Here is a 20,858-nt window from a genome sequence, read left to right as displayed (position 1 = left end):
ATGGACATCCGTGATTATGCGAAGATGCCGGCCCGGTTCTCGTGGGGCGGCGTCGACGGTGAAGATTGCACGACCTGGTGCGCCACCTATGCGCGGCTGCTGACCGGAAAGGATCCTGCAGAGGCGTTTCGCGGAACCTACTCTGACCGGGAAGGCGCTCTGTTGCTGATCGCAAGGCATGGCAGCCTTTACGATCTCGTGGCGCCAATCTTGATCGAGCAGGGCTGGCACCGCGTCATTGAGCCGCGTAGTGGCGACATGGCGATCATCAATGCCATCACTGGCGCCACCGAAGGTGAGCCGGTCTATGGCAACATAGCAGCACTTCGTTTCGGCCCTCTCTGGTCGGTGATGAGTGAAGCTGGACCGAGCGGCATTGCTGACCGCAAGGCGCGTCTCGTCGCATGCTGGAGGTGGCAGGCGTGATACGCGATAGCTTCGAGAACCTGCCGGCCGGCGAGATCGAGCGGCGGGTGAACGCGCGCGACTTCTTTGCGAGCACCGCACTCAAGACCGCGCCCCAGTTCGACCCGATCTTTACGCCTATCCTGACTTCGATCTTCACCTCGATCGGCTTCACCGGCACGATATTTGGTGTTTCGACGGCGGGTCTGCTGGGCAGCTTGAGCGCGGCGCTGGTGACGACGGCTCTGACCATCGGTATTCAGGCAATGATGGCGCCCAAGCCGCCAAAGCCTGAAGATGGTAAGTCGCCCATGACGCAGTCGGTGCCCTTCGTCCATTGGGTTATCGGCACCACGCGCATGGCTGGCGCTTACATGCTGTGGGATGCGGTCGGATCTCGACTGTTTGCATGCCAGGCCATCGCGGGTCATCAGGTGCAGTCGTTCAATCGCTTCTACCTCCATGACGACGAGGTCACTAAAAACAGTGCCGGCGTTGTCAATGGCATGTCTGACGGGCGCTATGGCGATGGCAAGGTATCGATCTTCCATCGCCTCGGCGCCAACCCTGAGACACCCTATGCAGAACTGGTGACGCCGCTTTCGGCAAGCGGCCTTTGGACGAACAATCACCGCGGCGACGGGCAGGCATCGGTGGCGATGATCGCCAAGACGCCGAAGGGAAAGGATTTCAGCAAGCGGTTTCCCTACAATATCCCGCGCCTCTCGGTTGAGGTCAGCGGGGCGAAGATGTGGGATTTCCGCGACCCGAGCCAAAGTCCGACCAATCCTTCAACGTGGACATTCTCAAAGAACCCCGTTCTGCAACTCGCTTGGCATTGGTGTTTTTCTGAGTTCGGCCACAAGCGTGATTATCGGCGCCTGATCCTGCCTGTTCTCGATATGTGGATCGAGGAGGCCAATGTCTGTGACGAGCTGGTCGCACTGGCGGGTGGCGGATCTGAGCGGCGGTATGAATGCTCCGGCTGGGATACGACCGAGCGCGAACCGAAGGTCGGGACAAACGCAATTCTCGCCACCTGTGACGGCTGGATCTGCGAGCGCGGCGATGGCGCTCTGCTGATCACGGTCGGCAAGTTTCGTGAGACGCGCGTCGTCACGCTGAACGAAAAAGATATTCTCGGTCGCCGTGTTGCCGATGATGTCCTGTTCGAAGAGGAGATCAATCGCCTCGTTCCGAAGTTCAATTATCCGGACGTGGATTATGCCACGGCTGACACGGACTTCTTCGAAGATCAGGACCGGCAATTGATTGCCGGCCGTGTTCTCTCGGAAGACGGGAATTATCAATGGTGCACGAGCTGGACACAGGCGCGGAGGCTTGGCTGGCGCGACTGGCAGAGGACACAGGAAAAGGTCAAGGGCGCGCTAAATGTTCGTCTGGCTGGCATCAACGCGGTCTATGCCCGATGGATAAGACTGGAGACGCCGACCTTCATGCCGCGTCATGATGGCGCTCTCATCGAAAACCGTCGAGCGGTGCTTGATCTGATGCGGGGTGGTTTCACTCTCGACTTCACCAAGCACCCGGCGAACATCGACCAATGGACCACGGCGATGCAGGGGCAGAAGCCGCCAGTACCGCCAAAGCCTTCGGGTAACGGTGTGTCGGCTCCATCGATTATTTCGGCGGCAGCTGTCGCAAGCAGTGGATCGGTGTTCCTTCGCGTCACGATACAGGATCCCGACGACGATAGCCTGACGCTCGCTGTCCGCTACCGGACGGCGGATACGGGCGACGGCGCTGGATCGTGGGTCGAGAAGATCTTTAGCGACATCTCGCCATCCGGCGGAACGATCAGGGTTTCAACCGATATCGTCCCGTCGAACCGATTGCTCGATGTGCAAGCGGCGTTGATCTCGTCGAAGGGGTCGTATTCCGAGTTCTCGCCGTCGACGCAGGTGTTTTCGACGGCCGATCCGACAGCGCCAGGTCTGGTTACGGGGGTCACGGTCTCGACTGGGGCCGGCGTAGCCAACTTCGGTTGGACGGCGCCTAACAGCGACAACTACGCCGGCGCGAAACTTTACTGGAACACGACCAACAGTTTTTCGAGCGCGTCGTTCCTTGGCCCGATCGAGTACGGCGCGGCCAATGCCAGCGATAGCGCCAGCCGAAACATCACGGCCGGCACCCGCTACGGCTGGATCACTTCCGTCAATCGCTCGGGCGTCGAAAGCGCGCCAGTCGCAACCGGCGCCTTCGTCGTCGGCTAATCCCGATTTCTTTCTCGGACATCGTCCGACGTTTCCACATGGAGAGTTGAATGCCGCTTTCGCGCAACCCTGATGTGATCTGGGCCGATGGTCCTGGTGGTATGCCGACCGAACCGTTCAAGCCGGATATCCGCGCCGTGATGAAGGAAATCGAGCGGCGGCTGGATCTGCACATCTCGTTGAACGGGCTCATATATTCGTCGAAAGCGGCGATCAATGCGGATCTCGCGCACGATGCCAATTCGATGGCATGGGTTCTCGGCGACCCCATCGCCGCAAACAACGGCGCTCGGTCGCCTTCCTAATATTCTAACGTTCAATACGCTCCTGGCGTCATGCCGGAGTGCTTTCGCATGGAGAAATCATGGCAGACGAAATTAGGGCTGCATTTAACCGTGTGTTTGAAGATGGGCCAGCATCCGCACCTACGGAACCTGAAAAGCGCCGCATCCGACTAGAAGTGGGTGGCGCTATTCAGACTGAGGTTGACAATGTCCGATCGGTGGCCGTCAGCGGCGTTCAGTGGAATCCGCCCGTTGCCCTGGCAAGCACCGCCAACATCGCAGCATTATCCGGCGAGCAGACTGTGGACGGGGTGCTGACAAATGGGTCGCGCGTTCTTCTGAAGAACCAGGCGAATGCTGCTCAGAACGGAATATATCTGACCGGCGCATCCGCGTGGACCCGCGTATCCGATGCCAATCAGGGCGTTGAGGTCGTCAGGATGGCGGTCTTCGTCCGTAATGGTACGGTGAACGGCGGCAAGCAGTTCGTCTGCACTACGCCGGCGCCTATCGAGGTCGGAGTAACTGAGCTTACGTTCGTTGAGATCAATGACCAAACCGCGCTGAATGCGAATTTGGCATCCGCGGTCAAGACTGAAGTCTCGCCACCCGCTCCAGCCTTAGTGATAACAGACGAGCAGGGATTTGCGGCTCTCATTGTAGGCGAGGCCGAAGGCTTCAGAGTCCCGGCCGGGGCATTCTACTCTGACAATCGTGACGGCGGTGCAGTTCTGACCGTGACGGACGAGAACGGGTTTATCGCGATCCAAGCCAGATCTGACGGCCAGCCAAATATAGGGCTGGGATCCAGTGCAGGCGCAGTAACCGACCGTGTAGCCAGCTTGAACGCTCGGTGCCTTGCGGTATCGGCCCAGACCCCGGTGAAATATAACTCAGCGGTCGTTCGGCCCTATTGGAACATCAACCACATCATTTCTTACGGTCAGTCATTGGAGCGCGGCTCATTGTCGTGGCCCGCCGTGCAGACAAACCAGTATGGTAACCTCATGCTGGGCAATAGCGTCCAGAACACAAACCAGCAGGCGACGGACTATCCGACATTTGGGGCTGCAACGCTAAAGCCCCTTGTTGCGACGGTTACGAGCGGGACTACGCTTTACACCGCAGCTGAAGTTTCTGCATTCCCTGCTGATCAACCGGCTTGGGGAGTAACGCCGACGGAAGTCGCGATCGCTTTCGTAAAAAAGATGTGGCTTCAAAGCCTCGGTGTCCAGCAGGATGACAGCCGGGTATTTGTTCCTACGATCAATGGCCGCGGCGGCACACAGTCATCTGCTCTGCAAAAGGGCGCGTCACCGAATTATTACGGCAAGATCCCAGATGGCGCGGCAAAGGTCAAAGCAGCGGCCGACAGCCTATCAAAGACGAGCGGCGTAGCTGGCATTGTCTACATTCAAGGGGAGGCTGACTATACGGCCAACACCGCAAAAGCCACCTACAAAGCCCGCGTCCTGCAGATTATGTCCGACATCAAGGCGGACACACAGACGATTTACGGGCCATCCGATCCTCCGGCAATCTTCCTGACGCAGACTGGCGGCTCATTCACCAATGACGCATCGAATCTCGCTGTCGGTATGGCGCAGATCGAACTGGCTGACGAAAATCGGGATATATATCTCGTCGGCCCCAACTACTTCCTGACCAATCGAGATGACGGCCACCTCAACGCCAACGGTTCACGGTGGATGGGGTTCATGATCGGCAAGGTCATGCATCAGGTTTTGGTGCGTGGCTTGGGGTGGCGCCCGCTGCAGCCGCTCGAGGTGAAGATCATTGATGGCGCTGTCCACATCGGTTTTCACGTCCCTGTCGCGCCGCTTGTGTGGGATCGTCCATACGAGGGTCGCGTTGCTACCGATTATGCTGGCAAAGGATTCAGGCTCTACGACAGCGTGGGCGACGTGTCGTCCACACCTGAGATCGTCGCTGATACCGTGGTTCGCCTTACGCCATCCCGCCCGCTCTCGACCGGAGCCAGGGTCCGCTATGGTGGGCTGGCTACCTACAACGGCAATGGCTGCCTTCGAGACAGCGATCCGCTCACGTCTAGTGGGGTTTACGAATACACCGCTGGCAGCGGTATGCAGCCAGACGAGAACATCTCCGAACTCACCGGCAAACCGTACCCGCTCTACAACTGGTGCTGCGCCTTCGACATCGCCGTAAATTAAGGAAATCATCATGGGCATGAAAATCATCCCCCCGGGGTCTGATTATGAGGCTTTGAAGCTTGGCCTGATCCTCCCGGTTGCAGCAGGATGCCAAGGCTTCTTTCTGCCAAACACAAGCGCAGAAAGGGCAGTGAAGAACTGGGCCCCCGGCAAGGTCGACGGCACTCTCGTCGGCTCTCCGGTTTTCACGTCTGGATATTCTTCGTTGCAGAGCAATTCGGTGGCCTACATCGAAACGCCGGTTGTTGAATCGCCACAGATGACAATTCTGTATGCCGGTCGTGGCACGACGGATTCCTCGACCGACGATCTTTCTCCGGTGTTTGTATCGTCCAGATCTTCGCCTGGCGCGCTGGGGCTGACGGGTGGCATTCAGCTTTATCCGAATACGGCGAGCACCCAACGTATATTCTTCTCCCAATGGACCGGGTCTACGTCGATCAATACTATCGGCGTCATCAGTTCCTACTCGGTCGGTGCGTGGCAGTTTATCGCGGGTCGGATCACCGCGACAACCTATTCGATCAGAAACCTCACGACAGGTGTTGCATCCAGTGAGGCCGCGCTTTCCAACACCCATAACCCTGGCTCCGGAAAAATCCGCATCGGGTCCATGATCGACAGTACTTGGAAAGGCAAGTCGGATGCCGCCTTCTGTGCGATGTACGACCGAGCGCTCTCCGATACCGAGATCAGCACGGTCTATGCGTGGGCGAAGAAGTATCTTGCTGCTAAGGGTATTACGATTTAGCCGCACTCTAGCAGTGTGCATCGAGCATCACTTGATGTGTCTGCCGGTTAGTGTACACAAAGTGCTTATCGCTTCTAGGGGATGAGCATGTTTAACCGCGACGACAGCCGGATTGATGAGTTGCTGAAGGAGATCAAAGATCTCCGAAAAGAGGTCGGGGAGTGGAGGCGTGAGGCTGAGAAGTCTACAGCGAAAACCGCGACGATCCTTACCTTGGCATCCTCGAAGCCAGCCAATCCGGTTGGGCTGCGTCCCCGTCGCGCAGTCGTGACCTGTATTACCGACAACTTCATCACGTTGGGGGCGGTGTTTATTGCCAGCCTGGTCGAAAACGGGAACTTGCCAAAGACGGACGAAGTTGATGTCGTCGTAATCAGCGACCCCAAATTTGCTCCGCTTTCGGATGACAACAAGGATACTCTTTTTTCGATCCTGCCAAAGATCAGGTTCATTGAGCCTGATACGTCCTACCTGTCAGACGACCTTGTGAAAAGGTGGGATAATGGCGTTGTCATCAAGCAAGTCACCGACGCAGAACTGCCCAGCAAGAAAAGCGTCTACCTGAAACTGGCCATCCTGAATCTCACGGAATACGACGAGATTTTGTGGATGGATTCCGACATGCTCGTTTTGAAGAGCATCTTCGAGCTATTTTCCTTGCCGACGAAGTTGGCGATGGTGCGCGGCGGAAAGCCACACCATCACTTCGGCGTCAGTTATGGCGTCCAGAAAATGGGCTTTAACTCAGGTTTGATGCTGATCAAGAAACCGTACATTTCGAGAAATTCGTTCAACGAAGCGGTCCGGCTCCTGAACGAGAAGACCCATACCGTTAAGCAAGATCAAAGCCTTCTGAATGCTCAATGGTTGAATGAGGAGAGAATGTATCTTCCTCACCATTACAACTGGAAAATGGGCCTTCTAAACAGCGATAAGACGTGGGATCACGCTTTCGACCACGCTCGTGTCCTGCACTTCGATGGACCGTGCAAGTTCAAGCTCAAGGAAGGCACGACGAATAACAAAACAACCGCCGCCTTCCATGATTACCTTAGACGCTATGAATTAAGGATGATCATGGAGCCGTGAAGTCAGGTGCTCTCTGACTGATCCTTCTCGACCTCTTGCGCGGCGATTGCCAATACGGACGCGACGCATATCGCTAATTCAAGAGTTGGAGCCTTGGAGATGCGCCCGCTGCGGCTGACTGTCGCGTGTGCTTCGTCGGCTTCCCAGCTAAATGCTATCCTGTCCCCATCGGCGACGGATTCAGCTAGGATCATCGTGTCATCCAGGTCTGAGGTGTAGAGAGGAACCTTGGTTGGCTCGTGTGTGCCGGGCTTCATCCATTGCGGACGCTCTCGAACAGATCCGGTTGCTGTGTCGGTTATCCTAAGAGTTCTGCGCTCCCAGCCGATCAGTTCCGCGATCATAATGTCAAGATCGCGCGATCCTTCAGTAGCTGAGCGAAGTGCGATGTAGGTGTCTTTTACAGCCGACATGAAGTGTCCTATCAGTCTCTAAGGCGCGCTACCGGCCAGTATGTGAAGATAAACATCCCGACGAATAGGATCGTTGTGGACGTTGCTATGAGATAATTCATATCGAGACCATCCAGCCCCGCGCCGCCATAAAAGCCCTCGCGGAAAAGAATAACTATGTGCGTGACGGGGTTGAGTAGCATCCATTCGCGGAAAGGATGGGGTAGGTGCGTCGGCATCAAGAACACGCCTGAGAGAAGGAATAGAGGGCGCGTCACTGTCTCATACACCTTCTTGTAGATCGGAAAGTAGAAGAACAGGGTGATGTTGCCGAGTGCCATGCCTATGGCGAGGATCCAAGCCAGAGACGTTGCTTCGATAATTTTCACCCAATCTATCGACGGTGGGTGTCTGAGCGTCACCATAATCCCGCCGATGATGACAGCGGCAACAACAGTGGCTGTGCCGATCTGCAGTAGAAGCCTGCCGACAACTGCATCAAATGCAGAGACATTCGGATAGCCTAAAAGGCTCTTGTTGGCGCTGACTGCCGATACGAGATAGCTCTCCATAGCCTTGTACATGCTGAAGGCGAGATAACCGGTCGCATAAAACAGCGTGAAGCTCTCGCCTACAGGCGGCACTCGCCCGATCGCGGACATCAGCAGAGACATAATCGTGATGAAAGCAATCGGCTCAAGGAAGGCCCAAACGTAGCCGCCCGGGCTTCTGCCGTAGCGCGTAGCCACCTCGCGGATGACGAAAGCAGATACGATTCGAAAGTGCGTCGTTAGATAATACATCTCGGTTGCTCTTTTGGGACCGACGAGCCGAAGGGCTTTTATCCCCTGACGGCCAAAACGTCAAAACATAAGCCGTCAGGCTCTGACCTGAGATCATCAACATCGGAGATATCAATGGACAAGAACGTGCCATCCGGCTCGGCGATGGTCGTTGACTATGACGTCGCTATGGAGGTTGCCAGCCACGAGGCAATCATCCTTCAGGCCTACAAGGACAGCAAGAATATCTGGACCTGGTCCGTGGGCCTCACATCGGCTACCGGCCATTTGGTCGAGCGCTACATCGGCAAGCCTCAGTCGCTTGAGCACTGCCTCCGCGTCTACGTCTGGGCACTCGACAATTATGCCGATGCTGTCCGCAAGGCGTTTGCTGGTGTGCCCCTGACGAAGGCGCAGTTCGCGGCCGCGCTTTCCTTCCACTGGAATACCGGCAAGATCGGTTCTGCCTCGTGGGTAAAGCTGTTCAAGCAGGGCAAGCTGGCCGAAGCGCGCAAAGCCTTCATGAACTACTCGAAGCCAAAGGAGATCGTGCCTCGGCGCCAGAAGGAGCGCGACCTGTTCTTCGACGGCAAGTGGTCGAATGCCGGCGCCATGACGGAATACACCCGCGTGACCGCGAAGGGCACTCCGGACTGGGGCAGCGCCAAGCGGATCAACGTCGAGCGGGAGCTGAAGGCGGCGCTGGCAGACGAAATCCCGGCCGCTGACAAGGTTATCGTGACTGAACAGCGTCTCGTCGAGATACCTGTCGAGGTCGAGAAGCCTGTCGTTCCGGTCAAGGTCGAGGAGAAGGTGAAGGAGAAATCCAACCTGCTGACCTGGCTGACGGGCGGCGGCGGTCTCAGCACGCTGGGCCTCGGTTGGCTGACCGGGATGGACTGGCAAGCCGTGGTCGCCGGTGGCGTCGTGCTGGTGGTCGTGCTCCTGCTCTTCGTCCTTCTGCGCACCCAGATCGTCGCGGCAGTCCGCGAGATCAAAGCGGAGGTGGGGTGATGTCCAGCTCCATTCGCATCGTCGGTGTGTTCCTCCTGGCCGCCGCCATCCTTGCTGTTGCGCTGTGGATCTACCGAGCAGGCGGTCAAGGCGTCTCCAACTCAATCGAAAGGCAGAACAATGAAGCGGCTCGACGCGCTGACGAAAGCGCTCTTGATTATGATGCCTGCCGCGATGCTGGTCGGGTGTGGGATTTCCGGACCGGGAAATGTGGAAGGTCTGCGCCGAGTGGTCGGAATTGACCTGATCGGCGCTCATGGTGCGACTGATGCTGATCAGCGGAGGATCGATAGGACAGTCGTGCGGCTTTGCGCAGGTGGGGTTTATCGGACGGATGAATGCGGGCGGCATCAGGTCTCGCCCCGACATTAACTGCTCAACTGAACGATGCGCGGCGAAAGTCAGTTACGAAGACCACCACTCACTGCCCACTAATCCCACAGATAAGGTTGGCGCCATCGTCATCTGACGGCGCGTGTCTTATCCTTTCCCTAGCAAGAAAACAAAGCGTTGTTTTCGCCTCAGTTATCTTCGTCAGGTCTGGGGTGTGGTAAAATAGACCGCAATGCGGAAGCTTTTGGTCACGGAAGGAAATGATCGGTTGATCTTCATCGTTGACCTCTTCGAGGCATTCAGCAATATCCATCAATATTACCGCGCCACTTTTGATCCGAATGCGTCGACGGATCAAAGCGAAGGCAACTTCAAAGTGCTCCTCCTCATCATTTCCTTGAGTCAGGAAGAACGAGACGTACGTTTCGGGAGGCGCACAATCTCTTAAATCGAATGCGATGGGCTGTATATCGCCAGCCTCACCTAACCAAGCAGGTTTAATGTATCTGGAAGCCGTGCCAGAGCTGATAGCCACTACGATCGCTTCGCTCATAGCATCCTCAGTACTCTTTCAAATCTGCCAAAATCTCTCGAGTGCTTTATCTTGGCGACACCCGAAATTTTGACGATCTTTGTGCCGCGGCCAACATAAGAATAGTGTATATCACCGCGACCCGTAATGAGTGCTGTCATGACGCTGTCGTCGCTGCACAGAAGCGCTACCGACACAAAGCCAGTATCAGCGTCAATCGTAATTTCATGCGCTCGCCTAAACAGAACTGGGATCAAGTAAAAATAATTGCGAGCTGCGGCCTCAGACACTGGAAGGGCACTTGCGACTTCAGCCTTATGTTCGATGTAGTCACGGATTGCCGATATCAACCTACTGACGAGATCGCTGTACTCAGAGAACGCGCTTTCATTTGGCTCCAAATGATCGAGGAATTGACTTTGAAAAGAGAAATCAATGTCTAAGCCATCAACAAGCGCGCACCACGAAGCAGCGTCAATTCGGCGGCTGTTCTTGACGTAAGCGTAGCGGCTACGCTCACCGTAGAAGTACGATGATTTTGTTTCGCGAGACAGTAACTCCAGTCTCTTAGAAACTAGGTCGTAATGTTTTTTGATCTTTGCTTGATCTTTAGTTCTGTACAGATTGCTCAACTTCATCGTCAATCTCAAGAATGGCCCGAGCGAGTAGTTCCGCTCTCCGTCGCGGCATGGCGATCGAGGATATCACTCGTCCAGAAGTGTCGTCGGTATCAGCGTCGAGGAAATCGATGACCAGAATGCTATCGTCGATACGCTGGATCCCAAATCCGAAAGGGAAAAGCGTAGCATTCTTTTTCGCAGGCCGATTACTTGGTTCGTCGTCACTCATCATCTACTCCCGGTGATCCACCGAATATGTCAACTCTATACGATACAAGTTGCGTTCTAAGTCAATTCAAGACGTATCAAATTTATCATCAGCGCCTTACGAATAGGTTTCCATACAAGGTCCGACTCGGATTGATCATCCCGCCACGGCCCTGTGCAGTAAGACATGGGGAAGCACAACACTAATTTCCACCAGAAATCGAGGCGGCATCAGCACTCGCCTTGATATCGAAGACTTGGACGGCCGGAGAGTGCGCATCGCACGACAGGGCGACGCCTTGACATCAAAAGGCCTTCTCTCTGACCGCGCACCTTGAAGCGCGGTCTTCACCGTGTAAGCCTAGCTGTAAGGAACATCACCGATGGAGTAAGCAGTGGGATCAGAGAACGGGCCGTCTGGATTGCTTGCCAGTCTAACAAAAGAAAAGCAGTTCGAAGTACAGGTCGGCGTGACCAAAATCATAGACCAGCTTGTTGAGAATGGCTGGACGCACATGCAAGCTGCTACAGCAGTTGCAGATGCGGCAGATGACTACATCATGAGACTGTCCAAAACGCTGCATTCCGAGTCCGACCGAAGCTAGGGGCAATCGCGGTATGTGCCGCCACCGCCCTGACATCAAAGGCGGGGCTTCGTCTTGGCGCCAGGATATGATCTGTTGGCGCTTTGGTGGCTTACCACGTTTGATCCGATCTTGCCGCATTGGCTGCAGCGGAATGTTGCTCCGATAGCCTTCCCCTCGGGAGGCATCTTTCGCATGTCGATTTCCACGCTCCGCTCGCATGGGGAGCAGTAGACGTGGAAGGTCAGGTTCAAGGCAAGCATGCCTGCCCACGTTGAATTGTCCGGCATCGTTATCCAAACCTACGCCTCGCCTGTCCGGCGGGGCTTTCAGCATTGAAAAGCATACCGAGAATTGAAGGGCAAGGGGACTGATGGCTGGAGAAGACGAGATGCAGATACCGGTTCCCAAAAAGGCAGCAAAATTCGAGTGGAATTTAAACACGGTCATCCAGCTGATCACCTTGGCGGTGATGTTGATTGGTGGCGTCACGGTATGGGTGAACTCCAGGCGCGACATTGATGATTTGCTTAAATGGCGCATAGCCCATGAGACGCTGCACAAAGAGCGGCTTGCTGAAGTAAAGGCGATCGAGGCGAGCTATAACGAGCGTATCCGCGCCGGAGAACTGCGGGACAATGAGTTCGATCGAAAGCTCGACAATCTCACTTATCGTGTGACGGTCGCCGAGCAGTCCGCGGTCACCATAACGTCTTCCATCAAGGACCTGCAGGCCGGTCAGAATAAGCAGGGCGGTGACATACAGGTCGTGAAAGAGATCCTGCAGAGGATGGAGGCCGCGCAGCGACGCGGCTCCAACTAATCAGAGATCGTTCTCGAAAAGATAGAGGTTGTGGCGATCGGCCACGACCCTGCCGGCGTTTCTAGGGTTGGCATAGGTACCGAGGAAAACGGCTGCGCTGCGCCATCCTCCCGCGTCCATGATCGACTTGATGGTTGGGCAGCGAGGGCCAGGTCGCTAAGGGTTTAGACGACGTGTTGAGCTAATACGTCGGTGGCTCGGGACGAACGAAGTTCCTATAGTTCGTCCTCGAAGCTTCCCAAGCTGAGCTCGGGGTGTCTCCTGCTCTGCCAAAACTACCTCCAGATCAATCGTTGCAGGGCACTGATGCCTATGAAGTCGACTATCATCTGGCTTGTATCTGGCTCTTGCTTAGACAAATTCCCAATGGCTTGACCGACAACTACCTCCCAAGGCTTTTTGACGCCGACAATCGAGCAAATGAGCTGTCGGATGTCCTTTATCTTGATGTGCCTCAGACGGTCTTCAGAACCTATAAGCGCAACGATGGCATCAACGTCCTTGTGCTTCTTGTTTTCATGAAGCCAAACAGCGGCAGCAGATTGAAAACTACTCCAACTTGTTTTCATAACCGCCAGGCACTCGTCTGTGAGAAGAAGGTTTTCGATTGCGTAACAATTGAGGCGGTATCGCTTCAGTTGGCCCAGATCGGTAATGGGTTCCCCAACAACGCCGTCACCGTCCCTCACTGAGAAGGAGATTGGATCGTCGTAGATCGTCGACATTAAGTCGATGCAAAACTCTTCAAGGTGAGTTTGCTGATCGACGCTTTCGGCGACGATCGGAAAAACACGGATCTTGCCACGAGACGTTCGTACGGCTTGCTGCCAGACGCGCTCATCGTCGTCGCCTTCAACGATCAAAGGTGCATCATCACTTAGGCTAAGAGAGAGTGGATGCCCAAAGAACGGTGCCAGTTTGCGCATCTGATTGGACGCGCTGGCTATCTTCACCTCATTGATATCGAAAGCCTTCGTACCGATACCAACGTGGTCTGAGCCTGCCAGAGCGCAGACCAGCGCCGTGCTGTGGGTAGCAATACATATGCAGGTGTTTTCTCTCAGCGCTGGGTTACTCTCGAAGAAGGAGAGCATAAGTCGTCCAAGGCGGGCCTGAAGATCAGGATGTAGATGAACATCAGGTTCGTCAACGAGAAGGATATTGGTGCGATCGGGTCTGACCGAGTCAAAGAAGTACAGTATCTCGGTGGCAAGCGACACCGCCTCGGATTCGCCGCTGCTAATTTGGTCCGGCTGGACCACACTTCCTTGTTGATTGACGAAGACGTAGTCAGAGCCTCGCCTCTCCATGGTTATGTTGAGGAGTAACTGATTGATCTTGCTGATCCGGTCAGTCTCGAAATTCCTAGCCAGATCGAGCCTTAAGGCTTCCTCGTCTGAGATCTTCCTCAGGTAAAGGAGCTCTAAATCACGCAATAGAACAGCAGATGTATTTTTGAACTCTGCCGCCTGGTTTACCCTGCGACTCTCCTTAATCCAAGTGGGGCTGCTTTCCATATTAGTGACGATGTGGCCTTGCCGGATGAAGCTTCCAGCACGCTCAGGGCTTATATACCTGACGTTGAAATCGGAGCGCCCGCCGAGGAAAGTATCGAGCGCGCGTAAGAAGGTGCTTTTTCCGGCGCCGTTCCTCCCCACGATGATGTTTATATTGTGTGTTCCTTCTAGGGTTGCGCTTGTCGTGCCTATTGTTGTTGGTAGCAATGCCTGTCCTCCGTATAAATAAATGCGCATCTTACGCGCGAAGCTTGTGCCGCAGTGGAGGATCCATTCCGGAGCGCACAGTGTGTTTGGTTTTTTTGCTGTGAGCTCGGCTGAGACGGCCGGTCTTCGCGTGTCAGGCGCCCCGTCGGATTGAGATAAACGGGGCGCCTTGCCAGTGAAACGCCTTCATGTTTTGTTTAGTTGTTCTCGAAGCTTCCCAAGCTGAATACGAGGGTTCGATTCCCTTCACCCGCTCCAGCTACCCTTCCAGCGGTGTCCAGTAATGTTCAGTAGCGCAGCTAAAGTGCCTGCAAAATATGGCGCTTGGCCTCGCGTGCGCGTAGCGACGTACAACGAGGTGCGGTGACAGCCAGCATTTTTCGCGGTAATAATTACGGTATCAAACGACCATTCAGGAATTCGATACCGTAATGCCGTTGACCGATATTCAGATTCGCAACGCTAAAGCAGGCGACAAGCCGCGTAAGCTTACAGACGCCAATGGTCTGTATCTATACATCTCAGCGGCCGGTGGGAAATCGTGGCGGCTGGACTATAACTTCTTTGGTAAGCGTAAAACGCTGACACTCGGGAGCTACCCCGCATTGACCTTAGCTGTGGCGCGTAGCCTACGAGACGAGGCCAAGCGCAAACTGGCGGAGGGACTAGACCCATCGTTGGCGAAGAAGCGACAGCAGTTGGAGGCAAAGGCCGCAGCCGGGAATACATTCGGCCTGATAGCGGACGAGTTCATCGACAAACTCCGTCGAGACAGGCGGGCTGAACCAACCATCGCCAAGAACACATGGATGCTAAAAGTCCTCGCGGTGAAGCTGGCTCCATACCCAATAACCCAAATCACAGCGAAGGATATCTTGGCGGTGCTCGCAAGCATCGAAAAAAGCGGAAGAGTTGAAAGCGCCTTAGCGACTCGCTCAACGATTGGCCGCGTATTTCGCTACGCTATCGCAACGGCAAGGGCCGAAGCGGATCCGACGTCGGCTCTGCGCGGTGCGCTTCAACGGCACGTTCCTACTAGCCATCCTGCTTTGACGACCCGCAGTCAACTTGGCGGAATCATGAGGGCTATTTACGGCTACGATGGGTGGCCGTCGCTGGTGGCTGCGCTAAAAATTCAGGCACTGTGCTTTGCCCGCCCGGGCGAAACGCGATCCATGGAATGGGCGGAAATTGATCTCAAAGACCGAGTGTGGACAATACCAGCCGGTAAAACGAAGATGAGGCGCGAGCATCACGTGCCACTGTCTCGGCAGGCAATCGAAGTCATCGATCAAATGAGAGTGTTATACGGTGAAGATGATAACGTTTTTCCATCGATGATGTCCGGAAAGCGTCTCCTCTCGGAAAATTCGATGAATTCTGCGCTGCGACGTATGGGGATAGGTAGCCATGAGCACACAGCTCATGGGTTCCGTTCGTCAGCTAGTAGCATCCTGAATGAATGCGGCCATTTCAAACCGGATGCCATAGAAGCTCAACTCGCCCATCTTGACAGCTCCAAGGTACGAAGAGTGTATAACCGCGCTACCTATTGGGAGGAGCGCGCTCATATGATGCAATGGTGGGCGGATATGCTAGATAACGAAAGGCTTCAACAAGGTTCGGCAGGCGGGTAAACTCGTGCAACCCGTTTTACATTCAGGCGAACATACCCAGATGCGCCATCTTCTTCGGCCAAAAAACGTTTAAGGCAAGCCAGTTCGGCGCGGTGGCTTCAGACTTCCAACCTGACGACCGATTTCTGCAAACTAATCGCGTACCTGACTATATCTGCAGTGCCTCCTTTTCCCCCAGCCGGTTGACCATCCCATATCGCAATTATGCGCTCGCACTGCTCGACGATAAGGCGGCCTGCAAGTAGGTAAGCCTGCTCATTGTCGGCTTGGGGAGCAATCCGAATTACCTGATCGGCTGCTCCTACAAGCTGCAGGAAAACCAACCTACTTTCGGCGTCGAACACGGATTCATAGTCATCATGTGGTATCACGGCGATAACGTGAAGGCCCCGTGATAGCGCCTCTTGTGCCACAATAGTGTCGGCGCCAGTTGCGAGGCACGTCATCAGAATGTCTGAAGAGTCAAGGCTACATAAGTGATCACGAACTTGGTTACGTACCCGCCGCCAATCTATATCCGCCCGAGCTTGATGGCCCGTCACCCCGACACGCATCACTGACCGAGTCCGGCTCTAAGGCTTTTGAAAAATTCTGCCGTCGAACTAACTTGCGCCGAGGCATCGCTAAATGAAGCTGATTTTCTGACCTGATACGTTGATGCGGCTCGCTTCGATGCTTTCGCGTATTCGTCGATGTCTGCATCGCTGCGAAGATAGGGCCATTTTTGAAGAAACTCAGGAGGACGAGCGTAACCCTGCGAATAGGTAGCTAACGGGTAATTTTTCTCAGTAGCGACCCCTATCTCCCACGGTACCCACTGAGAAGCAATTGTTGAATCTGAAATGACCGCCAGAAGCTGAGTGCAATTCGTCATCTCTTTTCTAATGTGAGCGGCGAGATCCTCACCGTTCGCCTTTACGTACGGATCGATAACGTCAAGATAGCTTTCGATGCTGTGGTACCGTTTAAGCCTATCAGCGATGCGCGAGGCCACCATTGAGTCAGCTCGCTGGTGAGACAAGAATACTTTAATCATTCAAATTCTCTTATTTTCAACTAACCGGCGATAGTGTTCACCAAGAACCGTCAGCTTGCAGGATTTACTGTTCATCGCAGCATAATACATATGCGTTTCGCCAACTGGGAGCACCAAGTTGACGCGATTGTAGTTTTGAAGAACGGCGAAGATTTCGGCTTTCTCTGGATCGGGCGCCGAGCTGTCGGGCTCAAACGATGGGTCGAGTTGAACCTCATAAGTCGCTTCAGGAAATATTTCCGTCAGCCGTTGGAGATCGGCCAGCGTGATAGGCGGCTGAACCTTTTTCAGTGAAATGAATCTCTTAACGTTTGTCTTGAAAACGGGGCGCTGAGCCCAAGAGCCGAGAGACTGATCGATGTGGGCGTAAATGCTGCCCGGGGTAATTTCTCCTACGAGATTTGCTGCCGCGCCATTAAGGGCATCGATTAGAAGGGTTGTGAACACCCCGGCGCCATCTTTCTCACTGGCATATTGCTCTGCTGTCGAGGCCGTCAATATTGTGAGGCCATCTGATAGTTCGGCGATTGCCTGCTTGCCCGGCCTCTCCCCAGCGACCCCTGAATGGCAACTGTCAAGAATTATGACCTTATTGCTTGCAGCAGATTCATTGGCCCAGACAAGAAGATCTGAGAGTGGAATACCATCGTCTCCTGACCTAGAATCGCTCGCAATTAGATATCCGCCCGTTTCGGCTATGTGGCCATGGCCAGCAAAGTACAACAGCGCGATCTCGCCTGAGTGCGCGAATAGCTCCTTGATTTTCTCTCGAAGCTCTCCTCGTGTGACCTGCTCATTTGGGCCAGTACCGGTAAGCATCATCACATCGAAATTTAAAGTGCCGTCGCTGTTGCGTTCTAGGGCGCTTTTCACACCGTAAGCGTCATTGACGCATCCATACAAATTTCCGCCACCATCGTAATAATCGATCCCTACGATCAGAGCTTTTCTCATCACCATCTCCTAGCGGCAGTACAAATTCCAAATGCCCGTGACTACCGACGCGGAGTTCCAAGCGACAAATTCGTCAGCCGAGCGTCCCACTACGCTCGAAGTTCGCTGGGCACCCCTTAAATTTACGGCCAGAACCGGTTTGCCGTAGAAGGCTGCCCCCTCAATCTCTTTGCCGATCCATTTACTATAGTGTGCGTACATGCCTGTCGGGATCACGACGACATGGCTTCTGGCGATCTGTCTGTAGATTGCCTCTTTCAATGTTTTGTCATTTGGCGCGTTAAGGATCGGATCGGTTCGTGGGACGGAATAGTTCCTGAAATCGGCAACTGCTTGGCCAAACCGCCAATTTTGGTCAAAAACCCACTTGGCTAGAGTGTCGTAGTGCCCGGAATAAGACCACGAATGACTAATGAACACATGGATTTGATGCAGGCTCATTCGAAAACACCATACAGCTGTCGGTGACAATAAAACCGTTCTTCATTTCATAAGTATTATCTAGATATTTGGCGTTATTCCAAGAGCTCTCCATAGCATCGGTGTGACGCGATAGGATGCGTCTTCAGTAATTTGTACGGGTGACACCACAGCGTCGTTTCTATAGCTCGCGTAGAACGTTTCTTGTTTGCTGAGCTTCAGTTCTATCGCGCCAATTTTATAAAGAACGCTGATTATACAGGTGGCAAGCTCGAAGAGTTTTCTTGGATTTTCGCGTTTTAAGTACTGCGTCGCTTTTTCAAAGCACTCGTCCTTGAATTTATCGCTGCCTTCGAGTTCGGCAAGCTCTAGGCATACTTCGAGGAGCCGATCTCGAGCTGCCAGCTCACGCACATCATTTTTGCCGGTCTGGCGGCTAAGTAGCGAGATATACGCGTCAACTTTTGGATGAACAGAGCGCCATTCGATTTTTAACGCATCAAGACGCTTTCTGGAATAATCAGCTTCGACATCCGATATGGTTTTCTGCGAAATGCTGGTCGAGCCTGAAGCCTTATCGAGGATCTGATTTACGAAAAAAATTAGATCTCTTGGTCTCAGCAAGGTCCTCTCCGACAGATAGTCGAAACCCGCCAGAGAGCGAATTTTTTCGGGAAAAACATCATAGAAGGTGACGTTCGCTTTTCCGCTATATTGTCGCTTGAACATGTAGGATATTCGCTTATCCAGAAGAACTGCGAGAGATGCCCGGTCCCATTTCACCGTCGTGATGATGCCCTCGTATTTTTCAGGCTGCATGCCTTCAGACTCGATAGAGGCGATGGATTTCTCATAAACGTCTGATCGCAGCGCGACCAAGATTTTAACGTTGCGCAATTTTCGGAAATTTTTGACTGTTTCTATTAGAGATTGAATAAGTTTGTATTGAAGCACCGGATCCACCCAATCCAGATCAAGGTCGTCTACTAGTATGTAGAAGTGCCTTTGCTTGTTACTCATCAGATCGTTTAGGGCATCTATCGCTCTGTTCATGTCGCGCATCTGAAGCTGAGACACAGCGTGTTTAACTCTGCTCTGAATTTCGCGCTTCTCAGACCCAGAAATGCTCTGTGTAGCTGTGAGCGACGACTTTATCTGTGCTAACTTCTCAGCTCCGAGCGCACTTTCCAGTCCAGCTGACACCTTATCTTCGAAACCGCTCGATATCTCCTTGATGATTACATCCTGCTCTATCCAGAATGTCTTCTGATATTTCTCGAAGTATAATCGTGCGGGATTGCTTCTATCAAACAGATTGTCGATAGCAACCTCGAAGCTATTTCTGTCTTTAAAGTATTTCTTAATACTGTTGCTAAGGAATACGTGCTTCCAAAGTAACTGAAATAGCAGGTTTACATCGCAGCCCAATTCGATGATGAACCGAAGGATATTTGAGTTCGATATGTAATCGAATGCAACTTCTTTGGGGTCGATTCTTATCGTGTCATCTCTCGTGCGCTCAATCTGCCTGAGCACTGCGGTTTTCCCTGACCCCGTGCGCCCGAGGACAATCGACTTCGACGAGTCCATGTCCAGTAGCTGAGCATAAAAATCCTGCGCCACGAAACATTCGGCTAGGAAAGTTTCGTCATCCTCCGCGGAAATTTCTCCGACATGGACTCCCTGCCGATAGACAACGCCATTAATCATAACAGTTCCCAGCCGGTCGTTTCAATGCCAAGTTGCTGAAGAAGCTATGATGATTCTGGACGGAGGGTCTACTCTCGCACAGTAATCGTGCAACAAAATCTTTTAGGCGAACCCCTTCAGGATCCTGTACACCTGCATTCGCGAGCATCCGACACGTTTTGCGATTGCAGAAGCGCCTAAACCTCCGGAGTGAAGATTTATAATCAGGTCGTAGTTAAACCGGGCCTTCCCTCCCTTATAGGTGCCAAGTTTTTTTGCGCGTTCGATGCCTTCCCGTTGTCGTTCCTTGATGAAGCGGCGCTCCATTTGCGCGACCATACCAAGCACTGTCAGAATGACGTGGCCCATCTCCCCACGCGTGGAAACGTGGGGATCCAGCACAGTCACAAACGCGCCGCGCTGTTGACACTCGTGCACGATGTTCAGCACATCGCGAGTGTCCCGCCCCAGTCGATCAAGTCGGGTAACGACAAGCTCGTCACCTTGCCGCAAGAACTCAATGATAGTCGCCAGTTCGGTGCGACCTTCTCGACTGCCGCCCGACACCTTCTCCGAGCGGATAATCTCGCAACCTTCGCTTCGCAGGCGGTCGAGCTGAACCTGCAGATCTTGGTCGGTGGTACTGACGCGTGCGTAACCTATGCGGGCCATGTGTAACCTCAACGTTTAAAGTTGAGGCATAGCCTGTCACAAATAACCCGAGTCAACCCAGATGTTACATAAGTCGAAGATTGCAATCATGAGTATAATTTGGGTATACCCCCATGTTACTGGATTTAAGGTGTGCTATTGCTTTCGCGACTTCGTTTAAACATGTCGCCCCACTCGCAACCAGCGATCCGGCAATCGGCGACCGCGTAGCTTACCCGTAGCGAAGCGAGAGAGCTGATTGCCGGCCGAAACGCGGCTGAGCAAATCAGTCAGCGGTTGCCGAGCCCCCCGATGATTGCGCATCACCTCCTGCTTTCTATAACTGATGATCAGAACCAAGATTCTGATCATCAGTCAAAATCAGGAGGTCGTTAGTACTATTTCTCGTCAGATGGCGGCTCTGATGGCCTTCGGAGAAGAACGGGTAAACACACGTCCAGGTCGTGTGAGGCAAGGTGAGCGTAGCGCATCGTCATCT

General features: G+C 53.9%; 22 protein-coding genes. 11 read left to right on the top strand and 11 right to left on the bottom strand.

The features are described 5' to 3' along the window. From JNB91_RS23880 to JNB91_RS23855, 6 genes are all read left to right on the top strand, one after another. Nucleotides 1–426: a DUF6950 family protein gene (locus JNB91_RS23880; protein ID WP_220327984.1), complete on the top strand. Its 426-nt coding sequence runs from the start codon at nucleotides 1–3 to the stop codon at nucleotides 424–426. Continuing rightward, nucleotides 405–2,642, top strand: coding sequence for a phage tail protein (locus JNB91_RS23875; protein WP_223218356.1), 2,238 nt, complete (start codon nucleotides 405–407; stop codon nucleotides 2,640–2,642). The genes JNB91_RS23880 and JNB91_RS23875 overlap by 22 nt, the downstream gene beginning before the upstream one ends. 50 nt (nucleotides 2,643–2,692) lie before the next feature. Further along, on the top strand, nucleotides 2,693–2,947 hold the full coding sequence (locus JNB91_RS23870) for a hypothetical protein (RefSeq protein WP_220327983.1): 255 nt from the start codon (nucleotides 2,693–2,695) through the stop codon (nucleotides 2,945–2,947). 59 nt (nucleotides 2,948–3,006) lie between these two features. Beyond that, entirely contained in the window at nucleotides 3,007–5,121 is a 2,115-nt protein-coding gene (locus JNB91_RS23865; RefSeq protein WP_220327982.1) for a sialate O-acetylesterase, read from the top strand. Between the two features lie 10 nt (nucleotides 5,122–5,131). Continuing rightward, on the top strand, nucleotides 5,132–5,872 hold the full coding sequence (locus JNB91_RS23860) for a LamG domain-containing protein (RefSeq protein ID WP_220327981.1): 741 nt from the start codon (nucleotides 5,132–5,134) through the stop codon (nucleotides 5,870–5,872). Between the two features lie 87 nt (nucleotides 5,873–5,959). Then, nucleotides 5,960–6,961, top strand: coding sequence for a glycosyltransferase family 8 protein (locus JNB91_RS23855; RefSeq protein WP_220327980.1), 1,002 nt, complete (start codon nucleotides 5,960–5,962; stop codon nucleotides 6,959–6,961). Between the two features lie 2 nt (nucleotides 6,962–6,963). Here the strand turns inward: JNB91_RS23855 and JNB91_RS23850 are convergent, their stop codons facing one another. Together JNB91_RS23850 and JNB91_RS23845 are read right to left on the bottom strand one after the other, a co-directional pair. Further along, the gene (locus tag JNB91_RS23850; RefSeq protein WP_220327979.1) at nucleotides 6,964–7,374 is read right to left on the bottom strand and encodes a hypothetical protein; all 411 of its coding nucleotides are present in this window, start codon (nucleotides 7,372–7,374) and stop codon (nucleotides 6,964–6,966) included. A gap of 11 nt (nucleotides 7,375–7,385) precedes the next feature. Beyond that, nucleotides 7,386–8,156: an ABC transporter permease gene (locus tag JNB91_RS23845; protein WP_220327978.1), complete on the bottom strand. Its 771-nt coding sequence runs from the start codon at nucleotides 8,154–8,156 to the stop codon at nucleotides 7,386–7,388. A gap of 114 nt (nucleotides 8,157–8,270) precedes the next feature. On the opposite strand from JNB91_RS23845, the gene JNB91_RS23840 reads away from it, so the two are divergent. Further along, on the top strand, nucleotides 8,271–9,149 hold the full coding sequence (locus tag JNB91_RS23840; RefSeq protein ID WP_220327977.1) for a lysozyme: 879 nt from the start codon (nucleotides 8,271–8,273) through the stop codon (nucleotides 9,147–9,149). Then, on the top strand, nucleotides 9,149–9,391 hold the full coding sequence (locus JNB91_RS23835; protein ID WP_220327976.1) for a hypothetical protein: 243 nt from the start codon (nucleotides 9,149–9,151) through the stop codon (nucleotides 9,389–9,391). Before JNB91_RS23840 ends, JNB91_RS23835 begins: the two co-directional genes overlap by 1 nt. A gap of 179 nt (nucleotides 9,392–9,570) precedes the next feature. Here JNB91_RS23835 and JNB91_RS23830 read toward each other — a convergent pair whose 3' ends face one another. From JNB91_RS23830 to JNB91_RS23820, 3 genes are read right to left on the bottom strand one after another with little or no spacing between them, the layout of a single operon-like run. Continuing rightward, nucleotides 9,571–10,035, bottom strand: coding sequence for a hypothetical protein (locus JNB91_RS23830; RefSeq protein WP_220327975.1), 465 nt, complete (start codon nucleotides 10,033–10,035; stop codon nucleotides 9,571–9,573). After that, nucleotides 10,032–10,652, bottom strand: a complete 621-nt coding sequence (locus JNB91_RS23825) for a hypothetical protein (protein WP_220327974.1) — start codon at nucleotides 10,650–10,652, stop codon at nucleotides 10,032–10,034. The genes JNB91_RS23830 and JNB91_RS23825 overlap by 4 nt, the downstream gene beginning before the upstream one ends. Next, nucleotides 10,624–10,863, bottom strand: coding sequence for a hypothetical protein (locus JNB91_RS23820; RefSeq protein WP_220327973.1), 240 nt, complete (start codon nucleotides 10,861–10,863; stop codon nucleotides 10,624–10,626). Before JNB91_RS23820 ends, JNB91_RS23825 begins: the two co-directional genes overlap by 29 nt. A gap of 373 nt (nucleotides 10,864–11,236) precedes the next feature. Between JNB91_RS23820 and JNB91_RS23815 the strand changes: the two genes are divergently transcribed. Then, nucleotides 11,237–11,446, top strand: a complete 210-nt coding sequence (locus JNB91_RS23815; protein WP_220327972.1) for a hypothetical protein — start codon at nucleotides 11,237–11,239, stop codon at nucleotides 11,444–11,446. Between the two features lie 352 nt (nucleotides 11,447–11,798). Then, nucleotides 11,799–12,248, top strand: a complete 450-nt coding sequence (locus tag JNB91_RS23810; protein WP_220327971.1) for a hypothetical protein — start codon at nucleotides 11,799–11,801, stop codon at nucleotides 12,246–12,248. Nucleotides 12,249–12,523: 275 nt separating this feature from the next. Here the strand turns inward: JNB91_RS23810 and JNB91_RS23805 are convergent, their stop codons facing one another. Continuing rightward, nucleotides 12,524–14,002 (bottom strand): AAA family ATPase, encoded by a 1,479-nt coding sequence (locus tag JNB91_RS23805; protein ID WP_220327970.1) that lies wholly within the window; start codon nucleotides 14,000–14,002, stop codon nucleotides 12,524–12,526. Between the two features lie 401 nt (nucleotides 14,003–14,403). Here JNB91_RS23805 and JNB91_RS23800 point away from each other — a divergent pair, with 401 nt between their 5' ends. Further along, complete coding sequence (locus JNB91_RS23800) at nucleotides 14,404–15,609, top strand: tyrosine-type recombinase/integrase (protein ID WP_220327969.1); 1,206 nt, start codon at nucleotides 14,404–14,406, stop codon at nucleotides 15,607–15,609. Nucleotides 15,610–16,162: 553 nt separating this feature from the next. Here the strand turns inward: JNB91_RS23800 and JNB91_RS23795 are convergent. From JNB91_RS23795 to JNB91_RS23775, 5 genes are all read right to left on the bottom strand, one after another. Beyond that, nucleotides 16,163–16,645 carry a toll/interleukin-1 receptor domain-containing protein gene (locus JNB91_RS23795; protein ID WP_220327968.1) on the bottom strand — a complete coding sequence of 161 codons (483 nt, stop codon included), beginning with the start codon at nucleotides 16,643–16,645 and terminating at the stop codon, nucleotides 16,163–16,165. Then, nucleotides 16,646–17,599: a caspase family protein gene (locus tag JNB91_RS23790; protein WP_220327967.1), complete on the bottom strand. Its 954-nt coding sequence runs from the start codon at nucleotides 17,597–17,599 to the stop codon at nucleotides 16,646–16,648. A 9-nt stretch (nucleotides 17,600–17,608) separates the two neighbouring features. After that, nucleotides 17,609–18,040, bottom strand: coding sequence for a TIR domain-containing protein (locus JNB91_RS23785; protein WP_220327966.1), 432 nt, complete (start codon nucleotides 18,038–18,040; stop codon nucleotides 17,609–17,611). 60 nt (nucleotides 18,041–18,100) lie between these two features. Then, the gene (locus JNB91_RS23780; RefSeq protein WP_220327965.1) at nucleotides 18,101–19,729 is read right to left on the bottom strand and encodes a P-loop ATPase, Sll1717 family; all 1,629 of its coding nucleotides are present in this window, start codon (nucleotides 19,727–19,729) and stop codon (nucleotides 18,101–18,103) included. Nucleotides 19,730–19,831: 102 nt separating this feature from the next. Beyond that, nucleotides 19,832–20,380, bottom strand: a complete 549-nt coding sequence (locus JNB91_RS23775) for a recombinase family protein (protein WP_220327964.1) — start codon at nucleotides 20,378–20,380, stop codon at nucleotides 19,832–19,834. Nucleotides 20,381–20,858 lie beyond the last annotated feature (478 nt).

Source organism: Aliirhizobium wenxiniae, assembly GCF_019511445.1.
GTDB classification, from domain to species: domain Bacteria; phylum Pseudomonadota; class Alphaproteobacteria; order Rhizobiales; family Rhizobiaceae; genus Neorhizobium; species Neorhizobium wenxiniae_A.
This window is presented reverse-complemented; position numbering and strand designations above follow the sequence as displayed.

Coding starts and splice junctions, on each gene's coding strand:
- JNB91_RS23880 (WP_220327984.1), top strand. CDS start 1: ATGGACATCCGTGATTATGCGAAGATGCCGGCCCGGTTCTCGTGGGGC.
- JNB91_RS23875 (WP_223218356.1), top strand. CDS start 405: ATGCTGGAGGTGGCAGGCGTGATACGCGATAGCTTCGAGAACCTGCCG.
- JNB91_RS23870 (WP_220327983.1), top strand. CDS start 2,693: ATGCCGCTTTCGCGCAACCCTGATGTGATCTGGGCCGATGGTCCTGGT.
- JNB91_RS23865 (WP_220327982.1), top strand. CDS start 3,007: ATGGCAGACGAAATTAGGGCTGCATTTAACCGTGTGTTTGAAGATGGG.
- JNB91_RS23860 (WP_220327981.1), top strand. CDS start 5,132: ATGGGCATGAAAATCATCCCCCCGGGGTCTGATTATGAGGCTTTGAAG.
- JNB91_RS23855 (WP_220327980.1), top strand. CDS start 5,960: ATGTTTAACCGCGACGACAGCCGGATTGATGAGTTGCTGAAGGAGATC.
- JNB91_RS23850 (WP_220327979.1), bottom strand. CDS start 7,374: ATGTCGGCTGTAAAAGACACCTACATCGCACTTCGCTCAGCTACTGAA.
- JNB91_RS23845 (WP_220327978.1), bottom strand. CDS start 8,156: ATGTATTATCTAACGACGCACTTTCGAATCGTATCTGCTTTCGTCATC.
- JNB91_RS23840 (WP_220327977.1), top strand. CDS start 8,271: ATGGACAAGAACGTGCCATCCGGCTCGGCGATGGTCGTTGACTATGAC.
- JNB91_RS23835 (WP_220327976.1), top strand. CDS start 9,149: ATGTCCAGCTCCATTCGCATCGTCGGTGTGTTCCTCCTGGCCGCCGCC.
- JNB91_RS23830 (WP_220327975.1), bottom strand. CDS start 10,035: ATGAGCGAAGCGATCGTAGTGGCTATCAGCTCTGGCACGGCTTCCAGA.
- JNB91_RS23825 (WP_220327974.1), bottom strand. CDS start 10,652: ATGAAGTTGAGCAATCTGTACAGAACTAAAGATCAAGCAAAGATCAAA.
- JNB91_RS23820 (WP_220327973.1), bottom strand. CDS start 10,863: ATGAGTGACGACGAACCAAGTAATCGGCCTGCGAAAAAGAATGCTACG.
- JNB91_RS23810 (WP_220327971.1), top strand. CDS start 11,799: ATGGCTGGAGAAGACGAGATGCAGATACCGGTTCCCAAAAAGGCAGCA.
- JNB91_RS23805 (WP_220327970.1), bottom strand. CDS start 14,002: ATGCGCATTTATTTATACGGAGGACAGGCATTGCTACCAACAACAATA.
- JNB91_RS23800 (WP_220327969.1), top strand. CDS start 14,404: ATGCCGTTGACCGATATTCAGATTCGCAACGCTAAAGCAGGCGACAAG.
- JNB91_RS23795 (WP_220327968.1), bottom strand. CDS start 16,645: ATGATTAAAGTATTCTTGTCTCACCAGCGAGCTGACTCAATGGTGGCC.
- JNB91_RS23790 (WP_220327967.1), bottom strand. CDS start 17,599: ATGAGAAAAGCTCTGATCGTAGGGATCGATTATTACGATGGTGGCGGA.
- JNB91_RS23785 (WP_220327966.1), bottom strand. CDS start 18,040: ATGAGCCTGCATCAAATCCATGTGTTCATTAGTCATTCGTGGTCTTAT.
- JNB91_RS23780 (WP_220327965.1), bottom strand. CDS start 19,729: ATGATTAATGGCGTTGTCTATCGGCAGGGAGTCCATGTCGGAGAAATT.
- JNB91_RS23775 (WP_220327964.1), bottom strand. CDS start 20,380: ATGGCCCGCATAGGTTACGCACGCGTCAGTACCACCGACCAAGATCTG.